This is a genomic window from Roseivirga sp. BDSF3-8, assembly GCF_041449215.1.
Lineage (GTDB): Bacteria > Bacteroidota > Bacteroidia > Cytophagales > Cyclobacteriaceae > JBGNFV01.
The window spans coordinates 2,136,576-2,158,320 of sequence record NZ_JBGNFV010000001.1; the positions used below are offsets into that span (position 1 = coordinate 2,136,576).

A 21,745-nucleotide genomic window follows, 5' to 3' on the forward strand; every position below is an offset into this window, starting at 1 on the left:
TTTTTATTTTTACTCTCGCTCATAAACATGAAGAGCATTAAAGCTATCCTTAATATAGAGCTTTCCTTTATGATATATCGGTAGATCAGCTTTTACACCCTCTACAACATCTAATTCCTGAATAAATTCTATCTCGTGCTTTTCGATATTGATTTTACCGAATTTGCTAATGAACATGCCCATATTGGTATGAGTACCGCCAACAAAATATAAACCGCCATCTCCGATAGAATTCATATGTTGGGACACCCAGAGGTCATCTATTAGCTTTTTATGAACCAATTTTTCTCCCGACTTTATATCAGTAACTTCATAAAGTCCATGCGCAAAACCATATAAAAGACCTGAACTTTCCACTAACTGATAGTACTGAAAACTTCCATTTCTTTTCCACAGCAATTCACCAGATTCAACATTTATACCGCATAAATAATCCTTATTATCTGGTGCTTGCCCTGCCATTGATGGAATCACCAATACACCCTCATACAAGAAAATATTTCCTGTTACCTTTTCGCCTTCTGGAAAAGAATAAGTCCACGATTCTTTTCCGGTTTCTGGATTCAAACAAATTAAGTAAGTAAAGTTAATATCTGTTATAAACAACCTTCCTTTAATATTTCTGGCGAATCTGTGACCGTGGAAATCTTCCTTCCAGAGTTCTTTACCATCATATCTGTCATACACTCCTAACTGTACTATTTTATTTTTCCGTTCATACACCTGCTCGTAGATATGATTCTTATCCAATATGGCCGGCCGACCGAATTTAGCCTTCCAGACTTGATCTAAATCCAATTTTATTGGGTCTAGGTTATTGATTGAATCATCCAGATAGACAAAAATAGCTTCAGCCTTTACGTTAAGGATAAAACTCTTTTCAAAGTGTTTCTTCTGCACCTCAGACAATCTTTTCACATCGTAAGAGATAAGATTATTCTCCTTGTCAAAAAAAAACAACCTATCATCAACGAGTGTTAGAGGCGACTGCACTCCTTTAATTTCCATCGATTTGTACCAACTCATTTTACCTGAAAAATTTCGTCAAAATTTGCTTCAATCAAGTCCAAAAGATCATCTGCTGTGGGGTTATCTATGTTTTTAACCAGCTTCCTAGCTTCCTCGTCAGAAATATTTGCATTCTCCAAAACTTCCATAAAATCAGATTTGGTCAGACTGCTAACCTTCTTCCCATCAAAAACCCATTTGAGTTGATCAAGAGAGGTTACATCTGTCAACTTTAAGTCCTTTACAAATTGATCAGCAAATCCCTTTGGTGGTAATGGCGGTTGTACAGTTTTAAACTCAAAGAAGAAGTCCTTTACTCCCTTTGTGGTTTTGACATCTATCCTCCTTATTACTGAACCTGTAACATCATCAATTTTTTCCACCGATTCAAAAACGATCTTATCAAACTGCTTGAATGAATCAGCATTCTTACCCATATATTCCAGCGTTCAGTTGGATGCTATCATCTTTCCATAATCTGTTCGCTTTAGTTCATTCTTCAACAAGTCGAGGCCCTCTACCTTGGTAAGATCAAGGGTTTTGAAAGCACTTTCAATATTATCAAATAGGATCCTCATTGCAGGAACTGAACCATTACCAGCAGTCTTTTGTGCGTCTGACATAGCCTTTAAAAAGTCATCATCAAACACACCTTTTAACTTATCTGAATCTGTTAAAATTTTTTAATTATCGAGTTGATATATTACCTTTTTTAAGGTATCCTTATAATAATGGTATACTTCCTGTTTTGGCAGTTCATCATCTCTAATTTCAAAAAATGTATCAATCGAAGCTTCTTTTATATAAGAAAAAAATTGCACTATTGACTTAGATTCCATTTCTTTCAAAGCTTTATTTAAAGTTTCTATCAAATACTTTTTCCTGCTTGGGAATGGCTCGATCATTTCTTCATCAAAGAAAAATTTTGGTACTGGTAATTGACTATTGCCTTTAATGTCCTCTATTATAGGACTCATCCAAATAGGATGACCTTTCTTTAACATAAAAAGGTATAAAAAACACTGAACTCTGCTAATAATTACAGAGTTCTCACAAAATGACTCATCTAAATAGTTTACGCGCTCTATGCTCATTATTTAGTAATATCAATAAGCTTGTTGATTTCAAAATTGGTTCTTATATATTCCATTGTTTCATTGAACAAGTTAAGATTATGCCTCTTCAGGTTGGTTAAGTTTAAAACAACATAATCACTTTTAGCAAAATGTTCATCCAATGACTCAAAAAACAATCTTTTACTTTTGGCTTTCCTAGTTATTTCACCTACAGCATAGGGGTTATCTGGAATGCTACCGCCAAACTCGTCAAAAGTTTTGTCTTTACCTTTTCCACTCAATCCAATCCAATCTCCTTTACGCCCAGATCCTGGCTTGGCTTGGAAGCGTTCAAAATAGCCCCATTCTTCTTCAATCTTATAAGCAGCTTCTGCCTCTGCGTGAGAATAAATGTTTCTATCAGGATCAGTGCCTAATTGCTTAAGGCGTTCATTTTTATTTATTTTTCTTAATTCTACTATAATATCAATTTTTTCAGATACGGCTTGATCGATGAACGAAATCTCATTCCCCCTCACTCTCTTCGCCTCTTCAGCCTGTTCGATGATGTCATCCAGCTTGTCCGCAGCTTCGGTCTCTCCCTGCGCGCGCAGGGCCTTGCTGGCCTTACGGCCATTCGTCACTAAATCAGTCAGCACATCCGCACTGAAAACGGTCAGGTCTACAGTGATACTGATCCAGTAGTAATTATCCACAAACCACTCACCCCCTTCATCTCGAATGGCCTGCCGGACATCAGACCGCTCCATCGCTTCGTCCAGGGCCAGCTTTCCTATCTCCATGACGGCGAGCATGCGTAAGAGAGCCGGCGCTCCGCGGGTGAGCAGTATTTTAGAAGCGGCGCCAAGGCCTAACAGGTTAGAGCCGGTGCTGATCACGTCCATCAGGTGCTCCCGGTTGCTTTGGGTGCCATGGTAGTACACGAACAGGGCGGGGACCAGTAGTACCTCTTCCTGGCTGCCGGTATGCAGCTTCACCAGGTCGAGGGGGTTTACATCGGTTATGCCGGGCTGCTCTTTCGAGCATTGGACGCTGGTACCGAAGTTACGCCTGCCCAGGCAGGCGTACAGGCCCAGGTGGTTCCGGCTGTTAAACCGGCTGCCTTCTACCAGTACATAGGCGAGGCCTCTGTGGGCAGGGTTTACTTCATAAACCTCCGCAGGCACTTCACCTAAGCGGATAAAGTGCTCAGTCTGCCCAGGGCCAAAGCGATTGGACAACTCCCAAAGGATGTTGACGAAGGTGCTGAGGTCTTCGCCATCCAGGCCGGCATAAAGGTCATGGACCAGGCCGGGGTGGTCATGCAGGGTCTGGTATAACGCCTGCTTGTCACTATAGGCCTTAAGGATGTTAATGACGGCTATCTCTTCATTGGTGCCGTTTACATAGAGGCCATCGTCCATTATGCAGCCTGATAAAGAGATTAATGCCTGATACAGGCTTTCATCCGGTAATTCGGAGGCGACGAAAGGGGGAATGGTTTCGTAGATGACATCAAGCTTGTCACAGTCGCCATCCGCATTGGTTATTGCTTGCTTGTAGATGTCCAGATAATATGGATGAGCGATAGAGGGAATGTGAAACCCTATCCTGTGAAGTAGCTTTTCAAAATCTTCAAAAGTGTAAGCCCACAGGCGAATGGCGGTGCCTTCTTTATCCGCATAGGGTATGTCGAGGTAAAAGCCGGTGTGGGTCTGGCGTTCGGGGTAAACGGAAAGGCCTGTTTTGAGGTAAATGTCATCCGGATGGGCCAGGTCAAGCACGCCATTATCGGACAGCTCGACGTATAGGCGGAGCTGTTCTCCCTCGTAGTCGGCAAGTTGTACGACATCGCTCCACGAGTGACCGGTATAAAAATCAAGCTTTTTATAAGGGGTGGCGTTTCCTTTATTCTCTCTGATAAAGTCAAGCAGGGCGTTGATACGGGCATAGTCACTCATCGCCACCTCCTCATCCCCGGTCAGTAGCCCCCATACGGGTCGGGGGTTGTGGATGAGGTCCCACTGGTGTTTGTGCAGCTCGGTACCGAAAAAGGTGTAGTCCATCAGGTTTTTGGTGGCCCACTCCTCCAGGGCGGGAGCCTCCACGAAGGTGTGCGGGAGCCGGAAGGCGCCGTGGCCGAGCTCGTGGGCGATGGTCTTGTCGAAGTGGTCGGGGTTACCGATGCGGGAGGTGAAGATGAAGCCGAACTGGCGCTTGTAGGGCATAAAGCCGGCCCTGGCGTTGTGCGTTCCGTCTTCGTCTATGGCGCTTTTGGGGGTGTGGACCAGGAAGAGGTAGTAGGTGCCTTCTGCTGTCTTATGCGCCTGCTCATAGCGCCTGATGAGCTTTCTCATCTCAGGGGTGTAGTTGGAGAGCATGCCGGTATTCCCGTCGTCCAGGGCGCCGTCTCCATCGGTGTCGTAGTCGGCGGTAAAGGCTTTCTCGTAAGTGACGGTCCAGTTGACTACGGCGGGGCCATAGGTGGCTTTCAGGGCTTTTAAGATGTCTGTCCCACGGCCGGGCTTCATGTAGCCGGCCCCGTTGACGGGCACTACCTTCAGGGTGAAGTGCTCGGGGGCGTAGCTTACCGTATTGAGTTTCCCACTGAGGCTCTCAGTGCTGTCTTCAGCATTGGTGCGTATGGCCTGCAGGTAGCCTTCTTCTTTATCGCCCTGGCCGGTGAGTAGCAGGGTGTAGTGCTCATCATCGGTCTTTTCGAGGATGGGTACGGGCTGGCCTGTTTCTGTGTAGAGCTTCAGGCCGGTGGTATCGCCCTGCAGAGTGACCCTGTCGGTCTGACCGGTGGCCAGGGCTTTCCAGGCGATGGGGTATTCGCTGTTTTCTCCGGCTTCGCCTGCCTCTACTGCCAGGCTTTCATAGTGCTCCGTGTAAGCTTCGTGCAATTGGGTATCGAAGCCGTAGCGCTGGCCTTCGTAGGCGGTGAAGTATACGGGCTGGCTGATGCGGTAGCCAGTGGCGAGTACAGGCGTGTCTGCCTCCGGCTCGAGGATGGGGCCTACACGGCCTTCCTCATCGATGACGATGGTGCGGCCCTGGCTGTCAGTCACGGCTACGCTCTGGCCGGGGGGCTGCTGGATCTCGAGGGTCTCCCCACTGGCGAGGGTGACCACGTAGGTGCGGGGGCCTTCTGTAATTTCTTCCTCTGCGTCCTCCTGGCCTTCCTGTTTCTTGATGGTGACGGCTTCAAGGTAGCCGGAGACGGTGATGGTGGTATCGGCCAGTTGTTGCCGGTCTTCCCAGAAATCTTCTATGCCTTCCCGCCACTCATCGAGGGGCTTGCTGAGGGCATGGACGAGCCCGTCGGTCATCCGGTAGTCGGTGTTGATGGCGATGCGGTCAAACTGTACGGGAAGGGTAAGGCCCATCCAGGGGACGTAGATGGTGCCTCTTCCGCTGAACACACCATCACCACCGCGGACCTCCTGCAGGCGCATGGTGAACTTGCCCACGGCGATCTGGTCACCGACCAGGGCATTGGGCAGGGGCTCCCGGTTGGTGATTTCGGGCAGGGGGCCTTCATCATCATAGCAGGCCTGCTCAGGCGGGGCCTGGGTGGTAAAGGCGGTGACCGGGCTCCATTGGCTGGCGATACCGTTGCGCACCACGCCGGCCTTTACTTCGTAGGGGGTGCCGGGAGCCAGATCCCGGGCGATGTAGACGGTGTCGGTGATATCAACGCTGCGCCAGGGCCAGTCGGGCTGGTGGGTGGGGCGGTACTGCAGCCGGTAGGTGGTAGCCTGGCGGCGGCGGTTGTCTCTGCTGTATCCGGCAAAGGAGAACCTGGCGTGGACGTGGCTGAGGGCCTCGGCAGTAAGGTCGCTTAGGGGAGGCAGGTCGGCCACGGGGGTGCCGGGCACGAAGGCGCATACCCGGCTGAAGCCCTGATTTTTGAAGGTCTCTTCGGGGGAACCGGTAAGCTGAGGGCCGCTTTCATTTACCTGCGCCCGCACGCGCCAGGCGTAAGTAAGGCCTTCCTGCAGGGGCGGTAGCTCGAGGCCGTAGGGGAGGCTGGTCTGGCGGATGACGGTCTGGTAGAGGGGTGGCAGGGTACGCATGGCTTCGTCGGCCTGCAGGCCGCCGCGCACTTCTACCAGGGTGAACTCATAGGCGATCCCGCTAAGGCCTGAGCCCCGGTGCATAGGGGTCCACTGGAAAAGCAAAGGCTGGCCGGGCTGCCAGGTGACCTGGCTGTGGCAGGCGGGTAGGTTGAGCAGGGGCGGATCGGCCAGGACGAGCCAGGCGGTGGCAGTAGCAGGAGCAGAAAGGGGGACGTCGGGCCGGCGGAAGTCGTAGGCTTGTACGGTTAAGCGGTAGAAGCCTTCGGGGAGCTGGCCGCCGCTTTGGAGGAAGCGACTGCGGTCGTAGCCGCTGAAGTCGAGGGCGTCGGCAGAGAGGCCACCAGCGAGCTCGGGGGCGGAGAGCAGGCGGGGCATGCCACCCTGCAGGGTGATGACATTGCCCTGGTAGCCCTGTCGGGTGCTGAGCCGTATGCCGGGGCCTTCGATGGTCCAGCGGAGCTGCACGGGGTAGCTGGGCTCGCTGAGGTCACGCAGCAGGAGCTGTACCTGCAGGCTGCCGGGCTGGCCGTAGTGGCTCAGGTAGACGCTGTTGGGCGGAAAGATTTGCAGGCTGGCCTGTACGGCGGACTGGGCAGCGGCTTGCCCAAATACCCCCAGCAGGCAGAGCATACACACCCATACCTTCACCCAAAGCCGTAGAAACGACCTCCCTTTCATCATAGCTCTCATGGTACTGTCACCGGATAATTTTGCACAAAAAAACAGTACGCAAATAGGAGACATCAGTACACTAATGCACGACAATATGAGTGGGTTACTTACCTGGATGGGGATGAGGAGGGAAAGGAACAGGAATAAATGAGGGGTGGTGGGAGATATTCCCTGCAGGGATCTATAAAGCGTTTGTACTTATTCAGAAGGCGGGGGGAGCGTGATAGTAATAAAGACGAGTGGGGTAGAGTAGGTTGCTGGCGGATTCTCCAGATGCGCGCACGCATATTCTCCCATAGGGATAGCTGCCTGTTGATAATGACTGGATATTGGTGTTATTTTGCGGTCATACGTATAATTATGGCAACAAAAAAGGGCCCGTAGGGCCCTCATCATAAGAAGTTGAATCAATTGTTATCCTACAAGGAAAGAAGAAATTGACATATAAACACTTTCTTCTGTTATTTCCTTTGGTTTCTCAATACGACGCTTATCTGAGAAATTGGGGTCGAATGGATCTCCACCACCAGAAATGGTCGCCATTTCTTTTAGGTTGAGTGTGGCAAAGGACTTCTTACTGAAACTGGTTTTTTTAACTGACATTATAACACAATTTGATCAATGAACGCCTACTCTTTAAAGGTTTTCAGCTTCCCCTCTATATCACGGTCTAATTTTAATCAATTTTTTCGACTATACCCTATGTTTAACAAGAAAACTAAAATATCTCTCACTAAAAGTGCATAATTCGAAGATACATTACAGGTTTTAATTGAATTATTCGGATGGTGGTATGTGATTATTTTTACACCGTAATGTCATTAAATTCTTTATTTAAACCATTGACTTACACGATATAACAGCCTATTAATTAGTGTGTTATCACGTATACTTACTTCTGTAGCCCACACTAAAAGCGAATAATCCACTATAAAAGGCGCGTTTTTAATAAAAAAGTTCACATTTGGGGTGGTAAAATTCATTAAACGTCTGCTCCAACTTAGTATGGCAGAATAATAATTGGATTTAAGGAATTACTAAAAATGATAAAATGAGAAAAAACTTACATAAGTATGTTCCTGTTAGTGTGTTAATTTGCTCACCTTACGTAAATCCCGGTCCTTGTTTATATGTCTAAGCGTTTAATACAATTAGTCTTTGTGTTGCTGGTAGTCCTGGCCATACTGATTTTCTTTCAGTATGATCTCAACCAGTATTTCTCTGAAGAGAACATTATTACAGTCAAGGAAAGGCTGCGTAGTTTTGGCTACTACACCCCCCTCATTATCATATTTTTATATATAGTCTTTAATGTCGCAGGCCTGCCAACGTTCTTTTTCACACTGCTTAGTGGCTACCTGTATGGCGTGGCTTACGGACTGCCTCTGGCCTGGCTGGGGATGACAATAGGCCTTTGTGCTTCATTTTTATGCAGCAGGTTCCTGTTCCGGGGAGACTTTATCAGCCGGTTTGGCGGGCTGGGAATGGTCAAAAAACTGGAGTTTTATGTGGAAAAATACCACATGTGGTCAGTATTGATTTTTCGTGTGATCTCTGTATTTCCCTACAATGTGATGAACTACGCCTACGGGCTTACATCTATCTCTTTCAGAGACTACGTCATAGGATCAGCCATAGGACTTATACCTGTTACAGCCATCATCGTTTGGTTAGGCCACCTGGCGGCATCAGGGCAGGAAGCGAGTATTACCACTGAACAGTGGGTCGGGTTTATGGCCGCAGTCCTGACATTTATTATCCTTGGGGTAATTTTGAAAAAGCGATTTAAGCAAATGGCATAAAAAAAGAGGCTGTAAATTAATACAGCCTCCTGAATCTATAAGTTAATGCCTTAGCCTTTAGCGCTTGAGTAGCGTTTGTTAACCTCTTCCCAGTTTACTACCATAAACCAGTGATTGATGTATTCAGGGCGCTTATTCTGATACTTCAGGTAATAAGCATGTTCCCATACATCAAGTCCGAGAATAGGAGTGCCTCTTTCATCAGCTACATCCATCAGGGGGTTGTCCTGGTTAGGAGTAGAGGTGATAAACAGTTCCCCTTTATCATCTACACAAAGCCAGGCCCAGCCAGACCCGAAGCGGGTAGCTGCCGCATTGGCAAACTCTTCTTTAAATTTATCGAACGTACCCCATTTAGCCTTAATAGCCTCTGCCACATCACCTGAAGGCTCATGGTTGCCACTTGCAGGGCTCATGATGCTCCAGAAAAGCGAGTGGTTGTAGTGGCCTCCGCCATTATTCCGTACCGCGCCACCATGCTTTCCCGCATTGCTGATGATTTCTTCGATAGATTTACCAGCAAGGTCAGTGCCTTCGATAGCATTATTAAGTTTGCTTACGTAGCCGGCGTGGTGTTTTCCATGGTGAATTTCCATGGTTTGTGCGTCAATATGAGGTTCAAGGCTATCTTTAGGATAGGGCAGGTCTGGAAGTTCAAATGCCATAGTAAAAAAAATTTATTTGGTTTGACAATTTAATGTGACGATCAAATATAGCTATTTTCTTAGCTGCCTGAAGAAATCGTCGATCAGGCTTTTACATTCATTGGCTAACACGCCATGATGAATTTCTGTCTTCGGATGAAGGACAGGATCATGTAATCTTTCGAAACCTCTCTGGATATCACTGGCCCCGTAAACCACTCGTTGGTATTGGGCCCAGTGACAGGCTCCGGCACACATAACACATGGCTCAAGGGTCACGTATAGCGTGCACTCTTTGAGGTAACGCGAGTTGAGTGCGTGTGAGGCAGACGTAGTCGCAATCATTTCAGCATGCGCCGTAGCGTCATTTAGCCTCTCTGTCTGGTTATACGCTTTAGCGATAATCTTGTTCCGGCAAACTACTACGGCTCCTACCGGAATTTCCCCTTCTTCATAAGCGTACCCCGCTTGCTTGAGGGCTTCGCGCATAAAATGCTCGTCTGTCAGCAATGTATTATCTGTTAAACTGATTTTGTATACAGGAGTTATTTCTTCTTGTCCCTGATTTTGACTTTCTCCATAGAGGCTTCCACCCTATCTCCCCATATTTCAGCCTGAGATTCCGGGGCAATAAAAAAGAACATGAGTACCTGGTAGTCCCGGATAGTGTACATCAGGTATTGATACTTCTTAAGTACTGATTGCTGAGTGAGGGTGTTTTCTTCAGGATTCAGGGTGCCTACAAACTCTAATATGATATAGTCCCTGCCGTCACGATTGACGATGGTGTCCTTCATAAAGGTTACATCATCATATAGATTCTGCAGGTTAGATTTATAGATGTCTTTAAGCAAATCGAGGTCGCCCGCGGCCCATGGGGTGGGGGCTGTGTTTACACCCAGGTCCGCCTGCCTGTCCTGTGATGTATACAGGATAAGAGGAGGGTGAGATGAAACGTACTTTTGCCTGAGGTCTTCGGCAGTAGCGGGATTCATGCTTTCGGGCATATACAGGGTTATACGTTGATCTTCGACCTCTACGGGGGTGAATTTCTGTGCAAACCCTGCCACACCTGTCAGGCAAAAAAGGTACGTAAGAGCAATTCGATATATCATTTTATTACTGTTGGCTATAGAACTCCTGGAAAAACAAAAATCCTGCCGGAGGCATTCCCGGTATTGTCTGCCTAATAAGAAAAACATTGCTACCTTTGAAAAGGTAAAATTATAAATTATTTCTAACCATGCTCAGAACGCACAATTGCGGAGAATTGAGGCTTGCCGATGCCGGTAAGGAAGTCACCCTGGCGGGGTGGGTACAGAGGGTTCGTGACCGAGGAGGAATACTGTGGGTGGACCTGCGAGACCGCTACGGAATCACTCAGTTAATCCTGGAAGAAGGTACGGCCGATCCGGCCCTTATTGATACGGTAAGAGGCCTGGGAAGAGAATTTGTGGTAAAAGCCACAGGCAAGGTGAAAGAGCGGGAGGCAAAAAATGATAAGCTTCCCACAGGAGATATAGAAATTGATACCACAGCGGTAGAGGTCTTAAATAAGGCGAAAGTTCCCCCTTTCCTTATAGAAGAGGAAACAGATGGCGGTGAAGATCTCCGTATGAAATACCGTTACCTGGATCTGCGCAGAGGTCCGGTAAGGCGAAATCTGGAGCTAAAGCATAAAATGGCTTTTGAAACCAGACAGTTTCTGAATGCACAGAGCTTTTTGGAAATAGAAACCCCTGTATTATTGAAATCCACTCCGGAGGGTGCCCGTGACTTTCTGGTGCCAAGCCGTATGAACCCGGGTGAGTTTTATGCACTGCCTCAAAGCCCTCAAACGTTCAAGCAATTGCTGATGGTGGCTGGGTATGACCGCTACTATCAGATTGTTAAGTGTTTTCGTGATGAGGATCTGAGGGCTGACCGCCAGCCTGAATTTACTCAGATTGACTGCGAAATGTCCTTCGTAGATAGGGAAGACGTACTGAATACTTTTGAAGGACTTGTACGGCACCTTTTCCGCACGGTTCTTGGCCAGGAAGTGGGAGAGTTCCCGCGTATGCCATACAGCGAGGCGATGTCAAAATATGGCATTGATAAGCCCGATATCCGGTTTGGGATGGAAATGTCCGAGCTTAACCGCGTGGCTCAAAATAAGGGCTTTAACGTATTTGATGAGGCTGAACTGGTAGTAGGAATTAATGCAGAAGGCTGTGCTGACTATACCAGAAAGCAGTTAGATGGGCTTACTAACTGGGTAAAGCGCCCTCAGATAGGGGCCAAAGGCTTGGTTTATGTAAAATGTAATGAGGATGGAAGCTATAAGTCTTCTGTGGATAAATTCTTTGGCCAGGAAGACCTGAAGCAATGGGCTGATGAACTTCACGCCAAGCCGGGTGACCTGCTGCTGGTACTGAGTGGTGAAAAAGACAAGACGCGCAAGCAAATGGGCGAGCTACGCCTGAAGATGGGTACAGAGCTCGGGCTGCGCGACCCTAAGGTATTCAAGCCGCTGTGGGTAGTGGATTTCCCTCTGCTGGAGTACGATGAGGAAAGTGGCCGTTACCACGCTATGCACCACCCCTTTACCTCACCCTATAAAGAAGACCTGGATAAGCTTACTGATGCCCCTGGAGAAGTACGGGCAAATGCTTACGACATGGTGCTAAATGGTGTGGAAGTAGGCGGCGGGTCTATTCGTATCCATGACCGTGCTATGCAACAGCTTATGTTCAAGCACCTGGGCTTTAGTGATGAAGAGGCTAAGGAGCAGTTTGGTTTCCTTATGGATGCTTTCGAATACGGAGCTCCGCCTCACGGGGGGATTGCCTTCGGCCTGGACAGGCTTTGTGCCGTATTCTCAGGGGTGGAGAGTATCAGGGATTTCATTCCTTTCCCTAAAAATACTTCCGGCCGTGACGTCATGCTGGATTCTCCTTCTAAGATAGAACCTGAGCAACTTACGGATCTTCATATCAAAGTAGACATCCGCAAAGAGGATAAATCATAAAATATACGTACCTGGCGTACAAACAGAAAAGGCTGCCGGAATTACCGGCAGCCTTTTTCATTTCCTAAAAAAAACAGCTAGCCAAAAAGCATACTGCTTTCTACTTCATTGATCATAGGGGTTGATTATAAGCTTTCCAGTATATTTCTTATGCTGGTGGCTTCTGCCAGCCTGTTATGTAATTCGTTAATATGGACCCGCTCCTGTTCAGTTGTGTCCCGGTGACGAATGGTTACCGTATCATCCTCCAGCGTATCATAGTCAACTGCGATACAGAACGGTGTACCTATCAGGTCCTGGCGTGTGTAGCGCTTCCCGATACTTTGCTGCTCCTCATAAATGATGTTGAAGTCATATTTGAGCTTATCAAATATTTCTCTGGCCTTATCAGGCAGGCCATCCTTTTTGGTCAGGGGAAGAATGGCTGCTTTTACTGGCGCAAGAGCCGGATGAAATTTGAGATAAGTACGCATTTTTTTCTTATCTCCTTCGCCTACTTCCTCTTCGGTGTAGGCATTACACAGGAGCATGAGGAAGGTCCGGTCTGCACCTATCGAAGTTTCTACCACATAAGGGGTGTAGTTCTTATTTATCTCGGGGTCGAAATACTGTATCTTCTTTCTGCTAACCTCCTGGTGGTTACCAAGGTCAAAGTCTGTACGGCTATGAATTCCTTCTACCTCTTTGAAACCAAAGGGAAATTCAAATTCTATATCCAGGGCTGCGTTGGCATAGTGAGCCAGCTTTTCGTGGTCATGCAGGCGTAGCTTTTCCTCAGGGATACCAAGGGCCTTGTGCCAGCGAAGCCGTGCATCCCGCCAGTGTTCGTACCATTTCATTTCTTCACCGGGGCGAACAAAGTACTGCATTTCCATTTGCTCAAACTCCCTCATACGGAAGATAAACTGCCGGGCCACGATCTCATTTCTAAAGGCTTTGCCAATCTGGGCAATACCGAAGGGTACTTTCATCCGGGCCGTTTTCTGCACATTCAGGAAGTTTACAAAAATACCCTGGGCTGTTTCCGGACGCAGGTAGATAGTGTCAGCGTCTTCTGCCACAGAGCCCACCTTTGTAGAGAACATGAGGTTAAACTGACGTACCTCTGTCCACTCAGCCGTACCGGATACGGGACACACGATATTTTCACGGACGATGAGTTCACGCACGCCTTCAAGGTCCTCGGCTTCAAGAAGCCTGGCAAGCTCCTCTACGAGGGCTTTCCCCTTTTCGGCCTCTCCGTTTTTCTCATATTCAGCGGCTTTGTCTTCCACAAGCACATCCGCGCGGTAACGCTTCTTACTATCCTTATTGTCGATCATAGGATCGTTGAAGCTATCAATATGGCCGGAGGCCTTCCAGGTATGGGGGTGCATAAATATGGCAGAGTCCAGCCCCACTACCTCCTGGTTAAGGCGAGTCATACTCTGCCACCAGAGGTCTTTCAGGTTTTTCTTGAGTTCTGCTCCGTAGGGGCCATAGTCATAGACGGCCTGTAGCCCGTCATATATCTCACTACTCTGGTATACGAAGCCATACTCTTTCGCATGGGATATTATATTTCGGAAAAGGACATTTTCCTGCTGTTCTTCTTGCTTTGCCATAATGGCGGCAAATATAAAGAAAAAGGGGCAGGCTGAACAGATTAATGTGGGTATCAAATGAAATTTGCCCGTTCTGCCAGGTATTAGTTGATAAATTCTTGAAAACCTTCCTCTGCCATATGTATTTTTCCTATATTTTTAAGAGATAGTGACCTTTTACCAGGCGGAGAATGAGCCAGCTATTTCATAGATCTCCTGAGCGCTATACCGTAAATAACATGACCCTTTGTAAGAAATGTACCGAAAGCTAGCTGTAGCCATTGCGTTTTCTCCAAGAGTACAGGCCCTGCTGGCAGAAGCCGCGAGGTTACGGGCCCTATTCGATGCTGATTTACTGCTTATTCACATCGGTGACAGGTCTGCGGATGAGGAAAAGCTATTGGAGTCGCTTTGGAAAAAGGCTCAGATTCCGGAAGACCGGCTACAGGTAATTTGGGAGCAGGGTGACCCGGCAAGAAAGATCCTGAGTATTTGCCAGAAGCAACAGGTAGACTTATTGGTAGCCGGTGCGCTCCGTAAAGAGAATTTTGTAAAATACTACCTGGGCTCCATCGCCCGCCGAATCCTTCGCCGGTCGGAATGCTCGGTACTAATGCTTATACAGCCCTCACAGAAGCCGAAAAACTTCCGTAGGGTAGTGATAAATGGTGAGGGAAGTCCATATAGCCGGGAGGCCATAAAGGTAGGCTGTGAGCTGGGAAAATTAGATAACTCCCGCCAGTTGCATATCATTCGGGCTATCAAGATGTATGGACTGGCGATGGCGATGGCGGCGGAGGCTTCTGAAGAAGAGTATAGCGAAACAAAAAAAGGAATGGTTCAGGACGAAATAAAGAAGGTAGATGAAATACTTAAGGGAATAGATACAGAAGACTTGAAAATAAATGTGAAGGTGACGGCAGGTAAGTCAGGGTATGAGTTGGCAAAGTTTGCTCTGAAGGCGGATGCTGACTTGCTTATTGCCGGGGCACCTGCCAACAGACTGGGGCTCATGGACCGCGTGTTTCCTCATGATCTCGAATATGTTTTTGCTGATATGCCATGCAACGTATTGATTATTAATAAACCAAGACGATAAATGGAGAAACTCACTCATAGCGAGGTTATTAACCTAATGTTGCAACTGGCCGTTATGCTGGCGGCCGGTCGTTTTCTGGCTGAAGTATCCAGAAAGCTTAAGCAACCTGCTGTGGTGGGTGAGATAATGGCCGGTATTCTGTTAGGTCCAACTTTGCTGGGCAGCGTTTTTCCGGAAACTTTTCAGGTGCTGTTTCCCATTACCGGTGCCTCTGCACAGGTACTTGATGGGTTTATTCAGGTAGCTGTTGTTCTCCTGCTATTTATCGCAGGCCTGGAGGTGGACCTGCAAATTGTGTGGCAGCAGGGTAAACAGGCCCTGTATACAAGCTTTTTTGCCCTGGTAATTCCTTTTATCATCGGCTTTGCGGTTACCTATGCCTTTCCTTCCTTCTTTTTACTGGATAACGAGAGTAACCGTATAGTCTTCAGCCTTTTCATCGGTACTACCATTGCCATTACGGCCCTCCCTGTTATTGCCCGTATACTCATGGATCTTGATGTCTTCAAGTCGAATATGGGCATGCTAATCATAGCCTCGGCTATGATAATAGACCTGTTGGGCTGGCTGATATTCTCGGTGATTTTGAGCCTTATGGGCGGTCCCGGACAGGAGAAAATGGGGCTCGGGCAAACGATCGGACTTACAGTAGGTTTCACTATTGGCATGCTTACACTTGGTAAGTGGCTTATTAATAGATCACTACCCTGGATTAATAGCCGGCTGGCCTGGCCTGGCGGCTTGTTAAGTTTGTCGCTTGCTTTGTGCTTTGTGGCGGCCGCATTCACTGAGTTTATCGGCATACATGCTATTTTTGGCGCATTTATCATAGGGGTTGCGCTAGGAGACTCAGAGCACCTTACAGAGCGGGCCAAGGAAATCGTACATCACTTCATCAATAACATTTTTGCGCCACTGTTCTTTGTGTCGCTTGGCTTACATGTCAATTTTGTCGAAAGCTTTAATTTGCCACTGATCCTGGTGTTTCTTGTTCTGGCATTTATAGGGAAGGTGAGCGGAGCCTTTACCGGAGCGCGTATAGGAGGCTTAGGTAAGCATCAGTCCTGGGCGGTAGGCTTTGGGATGAACACCCACGGGGCTCTTGAGGTTATCCTGGGAGCCATCGCTCTTAATGCGGGCCTAATCTCGGAAGAGATATTTGTAGCTATCCTCGTGATGGTGGTAGTCACCATTATTGTATCAGGGCCCCTTATGCGTTACAGCCTTAGACAGATAGACAATGAGCAACTCAAAAAAGCCTCAGAAACCGTATCGGTTATTCCCGAACCGGAAATTAAAAACACTTAAAAGCGGCCTCTCCGTTAAAGGCTTAATCGCTGCAGCCATTATGCTGCTCGTATTTAGCTGTAGTTCCGCCAACCCGGAGGGAAACAACACAGTGGCACCAGGTCACGGTCAGTTCACTCAGTTATTACGTGAGTATGTAGATGGGGAGGGGTTAGTGAACTATCAGGGCTTGTTGTCTGATAGCATCAGGCTTAATGACTACCTCCTGCAACTGGAATCCGCACCACCCTCTCCGGACTGGTCGCGGGAAGAAAAGCTGGCTTATTGGCTTAATGCGTATAATGCCTATACTCTGCAGTTGATACTTAGAAATTATCCTGTGAAGAGTATCAAGGACATCACTAAGGGGCCAAATATTCCCTATATCAACTCTCCCTGGGATATTAAATTCATTAGGATAGGTAGCGAAGAGCTAGACCTGAATAATATCGAACATGGGATCATCCGGAAGGAGTTTGATGAGCCACGCATTCATTTTGCATTGGTTTGTGCAGCCATGTCCTGCCCGCCTTTAAGAAGAGAAGCTTATACAGCAGATGAACTGGAGGAGCAACTGCAAGATCAGGCACAGGTATTTTTATCTAATGATAGCAAAAACAGGCTGGAAGGAGGGACCCTTTACATATCAAAGATTTTTGACTGGTACAAAAAGGACTTTAAGCCGGAGGGTGTCGCCGGATACATCCATCAGGTGATGCCTGAAGAGGCAGATGAAGATGCAGAGGTGGCGTATCTGGACTACAACTGGTCTTTGAATGAGCAGAAATAAAAACTGCCTGTTGCGGGCAGGCATACAGGCAGCTTGAATGTTTTTAAGAGAAGAATCAGCCCCCCTGATTCTTCGTTTCGTTAAATATGTGAGCATCCATCTGAGGATAAGGGATGCTTATGCCTTCACGATCAAATGCTTTCTTGATTCTTTCGATCATATCCAGGTATACTCCCCAGAAGTCTGCCTGTATCACACGGGCACGTACTTTGAAGTTGACCGAACTGTCAGCCAGCTCAGCTAATTTAATATAGGCATCATCTTTATTGAGTACGCGGGGATCGGTGAATATCACCTCGTAGATTATGCTACGGGCTTTATCGATGTCATCATCATAGCCAATGCCAAATACCCACTCTACCAGCCTTTCAGGTTCCGTAGAGTAGTTAATGATCTTATCATTGTACAGAGGTCCGTTAGGCAGGATGATAGTTTTGCCGTCATAGGACTTGAGTACAGTGTGAAAAATTTTGATTTCAGAAACTGAAGCAATGACTCCTTGTGCTTCTATGACATCCCCTACTTTAAAGGGTTTCATCAGTAGTATAAGTACCCCACCGGCAAAGTTTGAGAGACTACCCTGTAGGGCTAGTCCAATAGCCAGGGATGCGGCACCCAGAACAGCAATAAAGGAGGTGGTCTCGACCCCTACCATTTCAGCTATACTCAGAATGAGTACAATAACCAGAAGTGCATTCGCAATACCGCTTAGAAAAGGAATCAGAGAGGGATCTGCACTTCGCTTTTCGAGCTGAATTCTTAGAAGCCTTATTAATTTTTTGATGACGGCCAGGCCAACAATCAGCACAATGATGGCCAAAATCACCTTGGGAACATACAGCGCTGCTAGTTCGCTGATACGTTCCATCCAATCGTTTTCTTTAAAATCGAAATTCATCTCCGAAATAGTAAATAAGGTTATTGTGGATCCTGAAGGAGTTCAGGTTTAGATTCTCTTTAAGAACTAAATAACCGATTATTTCCAAATCCGCCAAATTTGGCTGCGAGCTATGGAGGTAGAAAAACGTAGGGACGATATAAAAATCTCTATTCCTTAATTTAATGAAAGCGCTGGTAGGCAGGCTAAAGCATTTTAGCCGGTTAGATTGTCCGGCCTTAATTGAGGGTTTTGATGTTTTTCATAGGGTCATTCAATAATGAATCCGGTTCTTGCAGTTCTTTTCCCCCTGTTTCAAACCGCCAGGTGCTGAACCTATATTCTTTTTCAAAAGCAGTTTTTTCCCCGGTAAAGCTTCCGAGGTTAAAGTCCTCTTTAGTTACCTTATCTGGAAGGCCGTCAAAAAACGCTATTTCCACATCCAGCAGCTCAAATTTATTTTTAGAGGCATACATAATTAACTCTTTCAGTGCCTCCAATACCTCTTCCTTACTGGTTTTATTCCTGTCCAGAACGTACAGTTTTACCATCAGGGGCTTTTGGGGAAGAGCAATGGCCGGGTTCTGAGCATATGCTTTTAGTAAATAATCTGGTGAACCAATCAATTGCTCCAGGCTCCGCGTGACCCTGAGGCTGGCCTGCTCCTGATGGTAGCTATCTCTGGTTACTTTGGGAGGATCCTGCCTGAAATCAAGGGTAAGCACTACCTGGACTTCTGCCTCATCGGTAGCCACGGCATAGACATCGTGAACATCGGGGCAGTCATTACCCTCGTTACACCGCCACTTTGATCGTATTATTCTAAACTCCTCTTCATGGGTGGATTGCAGGTACTCCCTCGCCGTTTGCCTGACTACGGCCTCTTCAGTGTGCTTATTCATAAAATTGCATGCTATGGGAAAAATAAAGAAAACACCCAGTATGCTTAACCTATTCATTTCCAAACCGCCTTCTTATCTCACGATCTTCTGTAAAGTCTACAGATCGTAATATACGATTTAACCCGCTATTGTAATTTCCACTGCCCAGCCGGCTGATGATAGCCCCGGGGTTGCTATGCGTAAACAAAATGTCTCTTATCATCTCCTGCCTGAATTCTGAGTTTAGTACCTGGTGACTCATTCGGGATGACATAAGCATTACAGCCTCTTCCACAGAAAGAGAAGGATAATAGCTGTTTTGCAGAAAAGACCTCATAGGAGTTCTAAGCCTGGGGTTTACCAGTGATATCTGCAATAACCTGTCAAACCCTACTGAGTTTACAAGTGACTTCACTTCCGTGCTGGTAGCAGTACTTATGAGTTTGTAGACTGCCATAGCAGTAGGGGCATTCTGGATGGCTCCACTACTACTTGTCACGCCCCTCATTAAGGTTAGCCTGTGTGAAAATGGTATGGATCGAAGGTTACTGTCGGACGCGTCATTTATAATGGAGGCATGGAAGCGGAAAAAGTTGCCCAGGCCTCTTCTGCCTGTTTCATGCCACGAAGTAGCAATAGGAGACTGATCAAATGATTCCATATCCTGATTAGTCATCACCGGAGATTTTTCTTCGTTATCAGCGGCAGTTCTCAGTACTTGAGTCCAATCCCACCCCTCCGGGGTAATGGTCTGTTGTTGTTCTGCAAACGCTTCACCGCTAAGTAAATAATCGCTATGACTCATCACTCCCCTGTCCGCATTGATCCTGGTAGGAGGCGTAAAATTACCCCCGCCTACCCACCGGTATTCTGATGGGTGGTGAAGGTGTGTCTGCCCCTGTAGCCTGCCACCACCAGCACGGTGTACAATGTCCCCCTCTGCAATGTGATTGACTACAGGCGCACCCGCGTTCATCCCATTTTGCTCAGAACTGACCCCGGGTGCCTGGTAAGTGTATACAGAAGATGCTGATCCGGGAAAAGCAAGGGCGGCTTGTTTTGCCAGAGAACCTCCAAGGCTATGACCAGTCATAACCACATGGCCTCCCGCCAGGTCAATCATGCTTTGAATGGCGCCATACTGGCAAATCAATGAGGTATAACCCACAGCATAGGGGTCCGTGTTAGATTTGGTCCAGTCTGCCATTTCCTGGGTACCTCTGAACACAAGTACCGGTGAAGGAGCCGGGGAGTTGCTATACTGATTGGGTAATAATAAGCCTGCAAAAAAGCCGGATTCCTCGTCTTTTACGACCATTGACCACCCGGTGGCCGTATTAGTTTTAAATCCCCAGTTAGCAAGTAGCACCTTTTGCTGATCTGTGAATTCGTCCATGTAGCCCAATCCATGCGCTAATAATTCATACTGAACATCAGCGACACTTATTTCGCGGTCTGTGCTAGGTACCGATTCGTTTTCCTGAAGCTGAAGGGGTGACCTCTGGTCCTGGTTTGCCAAAGCTCTGCTTGGTGCGTGATGTGAATGAGCCAGAGCCCGGGATTGCCCCTGCTGCCGGGAGCGCGTGGTAGAATTAAAATTCATAGGAGGAGTTCTTTTCCTAATAGCTTTTTCCTGGACTCAATATAATACGATGAAGGTTGTATACTGATGTAGTGTAAGTATTTTACTATGAATGTGAAAATCAAGCGGCTCCCAAATAATACATTTTATACTCACTGCCTGTTGTGTAATTATTCGGAAAGGTCCACTCTGTCTTTCTATTTTCAGATTACTGTTCTTTATTGTGAATTATGCGATCTACTTTCCCTCAAATTCAAAAGCCCACTTTGTTGGTCGATAAAAACAAGGCCCTGGCGAACCTTGAAAAGATGTCTATGAAAGCTGCAAAGGCAGGGCTTTCCTACCGTCCTCATTTTAAAACCCACCAATCAATAGCGGTGGGTGAATGGCATAGAGCTTACGACATTGATAAGATTGCCGTAAGCAGTGTGGATATGGCTGATTATTTTTCGGGGAGCTGGCAGGATATTCTCATAGCCTTTCCTGTAAATATCAGGGAAATAGAGAGGATCATTAGACTGGCCAAAAAGGTGACGCGGCTAGGACTTTTAGTGGAGTCGCCTTTTACTGTAAATTATCTATCGGAGCACCTGACCAATGAGGTAGACATATACATCAAGATAGATACCGGCTATCACAGAACCGGGATTGATTACACTCAGCAAGAAGACGTGGAGGCTACCCTCATGGCAATAGAGAGAGGGGATAAAGTACGTTTCGCCGGATTTCTGGTGCATGCAGGCCATACCTATGATGTAGAAGGAAAATCGAATGTAGAAGTAATCCACAGAGAAGCCCTCGATGCTCTGGGTAGTCTGGAGCAAAGATACCGAAGCCGTTTTCCTCACATGGTGATCTCATATGGTGATACGCCAAGTGCAAGCCTTATGGATAATTTTGCGCCGGCGGCTGAGCTTAGGCCTGGTAACCTCATCTATTATGATGTAATGCAGATGTACATAGGTGCCTGTACCTGGGATCAGATCGCTGTCTGCATGGCCTGCCCTATAGTTTCTCTTCACCCGGAACGCTCTGAAATAGTGGTATACGGCGGAGGAGTACATTTTTCAAAGGATGTGGTGGAAAGGAACGGCAAAAAAATATTTGGTCTGCCTGTAGAGTTGACCGAGTCGGGATGGTCTGCCCCACCGGAAGGTTCCTATGTGCGAAAGTTAAGTCAGGAACACGGCGTAGTAAAAGTACCTCAGAGTTGGGTGGAGACTTACCAGCCTGGCGATTTGCTTGGTGTTTTGCCTATACACTCTTGTCTGGCGGTGGATTGTATATCTGATTGCTACACCATGGTCGGGGACAGGCTGGACCTCTTTCAGCCCTGAAACAAAAAGGACAAGGCCGAAAAATCAGCCTTGTCC

The 21,745-nt window shown here is 47.1% G+C and carries 19 protein-coding genes; 6 read left to right on the forward strand and 13 right to left on the reverse strand.

The annotated features are described in order from the left end of the window. Nucleotides 1–9 precede the first annotated feature (9 nt). From AB9P05_RS08670 to AB9P05_RS08695, 6 genes are all read right to left on the reverse strand, one after another. Nucleotides 10–1,026, reverse strand: coding sequence for a PQQ-binding-like beta-propeller repeat protein (locus AB9P05_RS08670; protein ID WP_371908430.1), 1,017 nt, complete (start codon nucleotides 1,024–1,026; stop codon nucleotides 10–12). Then, entirely contained in the window at nucleotides 1,023–1,445 is a 423-nt protein-coding gene (locus AB9P05_RS08675) for a hypothetical protein (RefSeq protein WP_371908431.1), read from the reverse strand. Before AB9P05_RS08675 ends, AB9P05_RS08670 begins: the two co-directional genes overlap by 4 nt. A 12-nt stretch (nucleotides 1,446–1,457) precedes the next feature. Then, nucleotides 1,458–1,631, reverse strand: coding sequence for a hypothetical protein (locus AB9P05_RS08680; protein ID WP_371908432.1), 174 nt, complete (start codon nucleotides 1,629–1,631; stop codon nucleotides 1,458–1,460). A gap of 60 nt (nucleotides 1,632–1,691) precedes the next feature. Then, on the reverse strand, nucleotides 1,692–2,102 hold the full coding sequence (locus AB9P05_RS08685) for a hypothetical protein (protein ID WP_371908433.1): 411 nt from the start codon (nucleotides 2,100–2,102) through the stop codon (nucleotides 1,692–1,694). Then, on the reverse strand, nucleotides 2,102–6,826 hold the full coding sequence (locus AB9P05_RS08690) for a hypothetical protein (RefSeq protein ID WP_371908434.1): 4,725 nt from the start codon (nucleotides 6,824–6,826) through the stop codon (nucleotides 2,102–2,104). The genes AB9P05_RS08685 and AB9P05_RS08690 overlap by 1 nt, the downstream gene beginning before the upstream one ends. Before the next feature lie 405 nt (nucleotides 6,827–7,231). Next, nucleotides 7,232–7,420: a bacteriocin gene (locus AB9P05_RS08695; RefSeq protein ID WP_371908435.1), complete on the reverse strand. Its 189-nt coding sequence runs from the start codon at nucleotides 7,418–7,420 to the stop codon at nucleotides 7,232–7,234. A gap of 527 nt (nucleotides 7,421–7,947) precedes the next feature. Between AB9P05_RS08695 and AB9P05_RS08700 the strand changes: the two genes are divergently transcribed. Next, the gene (locus AB9P05_RS08700; protein WP_371908436.1) at nucleotides 7,948–8,619 is read left to right on the forward strand and encodes a TVP38/TMEM64 family protein; all 672 of its coding nucleotides are present in this window, start codon (nucleotides 7,948–7,950) and stop codon (nucleotides 8,617–8,619) included. A gap of 50 nt (nucleotides 8,620–8,669) precedes the next feature. Here the strand turns inward: AB9P05_RS08700 and AB9P05_RS08705 are convergent, their stop codons facing one another. Genes AB9P05_RS08705 through AB9P05_RS08715 form a run of 3 tightly spaced genes read right to left on the reverse strand, consistent with a single transcriptional unit; the run spans nucleotide 8,670 to nucleotide 10,378 of the window. Beyond that, nucleotides 8,670–9,284, reverse strand: a complete 615-nt coding sequence (locus AB9P05_RS08705) for a superoxide dismutase (protein WP_371908437.1) — start codon at nucleotides 9,282–9,284, stop codon at nucleotides 8,670–8,672. Nucleotides 9,285–9,335: 51 nt separating this feature from the next. Continuing rightward, nucleotides 9,336–9,752, reverse strand: a complete 417-nt coding sequence (locus AB9P05_RS08710; RefSeq protein ID WP_371908438.1) for a nucleoside deaminase — start codon at nucleotides 9,750–9,752, stop codon at nucleotides 9,336–9,338. Nucleotides 9,753–9,808: 56 nt separating this feature from the next. Next, nucleotides 9,809–10,378 carry a hypothetical protein gene (locus tag AB9P05_RS08715; protein WP_371908439.1) on the reverse strand — a complete coding sequence of 190 codons (570 nt, stop codon included), beginning with the start codon at nucleotides 10,376–10,378 and terminating at the stop codon, nucleotides 9,809–9,811. Between the two features lie 128 nt (nucleotides 10,379–10,506). On the opposite strand from AB9P05_RS08715, the gene aspS reads away from it, so the two are divergent. Continuing rightward, nucleotides 10,507–12,273: an aspartate--tRNA ligase gene (gene aspS, locus AB9P05_RS08720; RefSeq protein ID WP_371908440.1), complete on the forward strand. Its 1,767-nt coding sequence runs from the start codon at nucleotides 10,507–10,509 to the stop codon at nucleotides 12,271–12,273. Nucleotides 12,274–12,398: 125 nt separating this feature from the next. Here aspS and AB9P05_RS08725 read toward each other — a convergent pair whose 3' ends face one another. Next, nucleotides 12,399–13,877 carry a glycine--tRNA ligase gene (locus AB9P05_RS08725; protein ID WP_371908441.1) on the reverse strand — a complete coding sequence of 493 codons (1,479 nt, stop codon included), beginning with the start codon at nucleotides 13,875–13,877 and terminating at the stop codon, nucleotides 12,399–12,401. Between the two features lie 235 nt (nucleotides 13,878–14,112). On the opposite strand from AB9P05_RS08725, the gene AB9P05_RS08730 reads away from it, so the two are divergent. The 3 genes from AB9P05_RS08730 to AB9P05_RS08740 are packed head-to-tail and all read left to right on the forward strand — an operon-like array spanning nucleotide 14,113 to nucleotide 17,032. Continuing rightward, complete coding sequence (locus AB9P05_RS08730; RefSeq protein WP_371908442.1) at nucleotides 14,113–14,955, forward strand: universal stress protein; 843 nt, start codon at nucleotides 14,113–14,115, stop codon at nucleotides 14,953–14,955. After that, the gene (locus tag AB9P05_RS08735; RefSeq protein ID WP_371908443.1) at nucleotides 14,956–16,263 is read left to right on the forward strand and encodes a cation:proton antiporter; all 1,308 of its coding nucleotides are present in this window, start codon (nucleotides 14,956–14,958) and stop codon (nucleotides 16,261–16,263) included. A gap of 40 nt (nucleotides 16,264–16,303) precedes the next feature. Further along, nucleotides 16,304–17,032 carry a DUF547 domain-containing protein gene (locus AB9P05_RS08740; RefSeq protein WP_371908444.1) on the forward strand — a complete coding sequence of 243 codons (729 nt, stop codon included), beginning with the start codon at nucleotides 16,304–16,306 and terminating at the stop codon, nucleotides 17,030–17,032. Between the two features lie 55 nt (nucleotides 17,033–17,087). On the opposite strand, the gene AB9P05_RS08745 is transcribed toward AB9P05_RS08740, so the two are convergent. The 3 genes from AB9P05_RS08745 to AB9P05_RS08755 all read right to left on the reverse strand — a co-directional run bounded on the left by AB9P05_RS08745 (nucleotide 17,088) and on the right by AB9P05_RS08755 (nucleotide 20,393). After that, complete coding sequence (locus AB9P05_RS08745; protein WP_371908445.1) at nucleotides 17,088–17,930, reverse strand: mechanosensitive ion channel family protein; 843 nt, start codon at nucleotides 17,928–17,930, stop codon at nucleotides 17,088–17,090. 218 nt (nucleotides 17,931–18,148) lie between these two features. Then, nucleotides 18,149–18,811, reverse strand: a complete 663-nt coding sequence (locus AB9P05_RS08750) for a hypothetical protein (protein ID WP_371908446.1) — start codon at nucleotides 18,809–18,811, stop codon at nucleotides 18,149–18,151. A gap of 49 nt (nucleotides 18,812–18,860) precedes the next feature. Beyond that, the gene (locus AB9P05_RS08755) at nucleotides 18,861–20,393 is read right to left on the reverse strand and encodes a hypothetical protein (protein ID WP_371908447.1); all 1,533 of its coding nucleotides are present in this window, start codon (nucleotides 20,391–20,393) and stop codon (nucleotides 18,861–18,863) included. Nucleotides 20,394–20,602: 209 nt separating this feature from the next. On the opposite strand from AB9P05_RS08755, the gene AB9P05_RS08760 reads away from it, so the two are divergent. Further along, entirely contained in the window at nucleotides 20,603–21,709 is a 1,107-nt protein-coding gene (locus AB9P05_RS08760) for an alanine racemase (RefSeq protein WP_371908448.1), read from the forward strand. Nucleotides 21,710–21,745 lie beyond the last annotated feature (36 nt).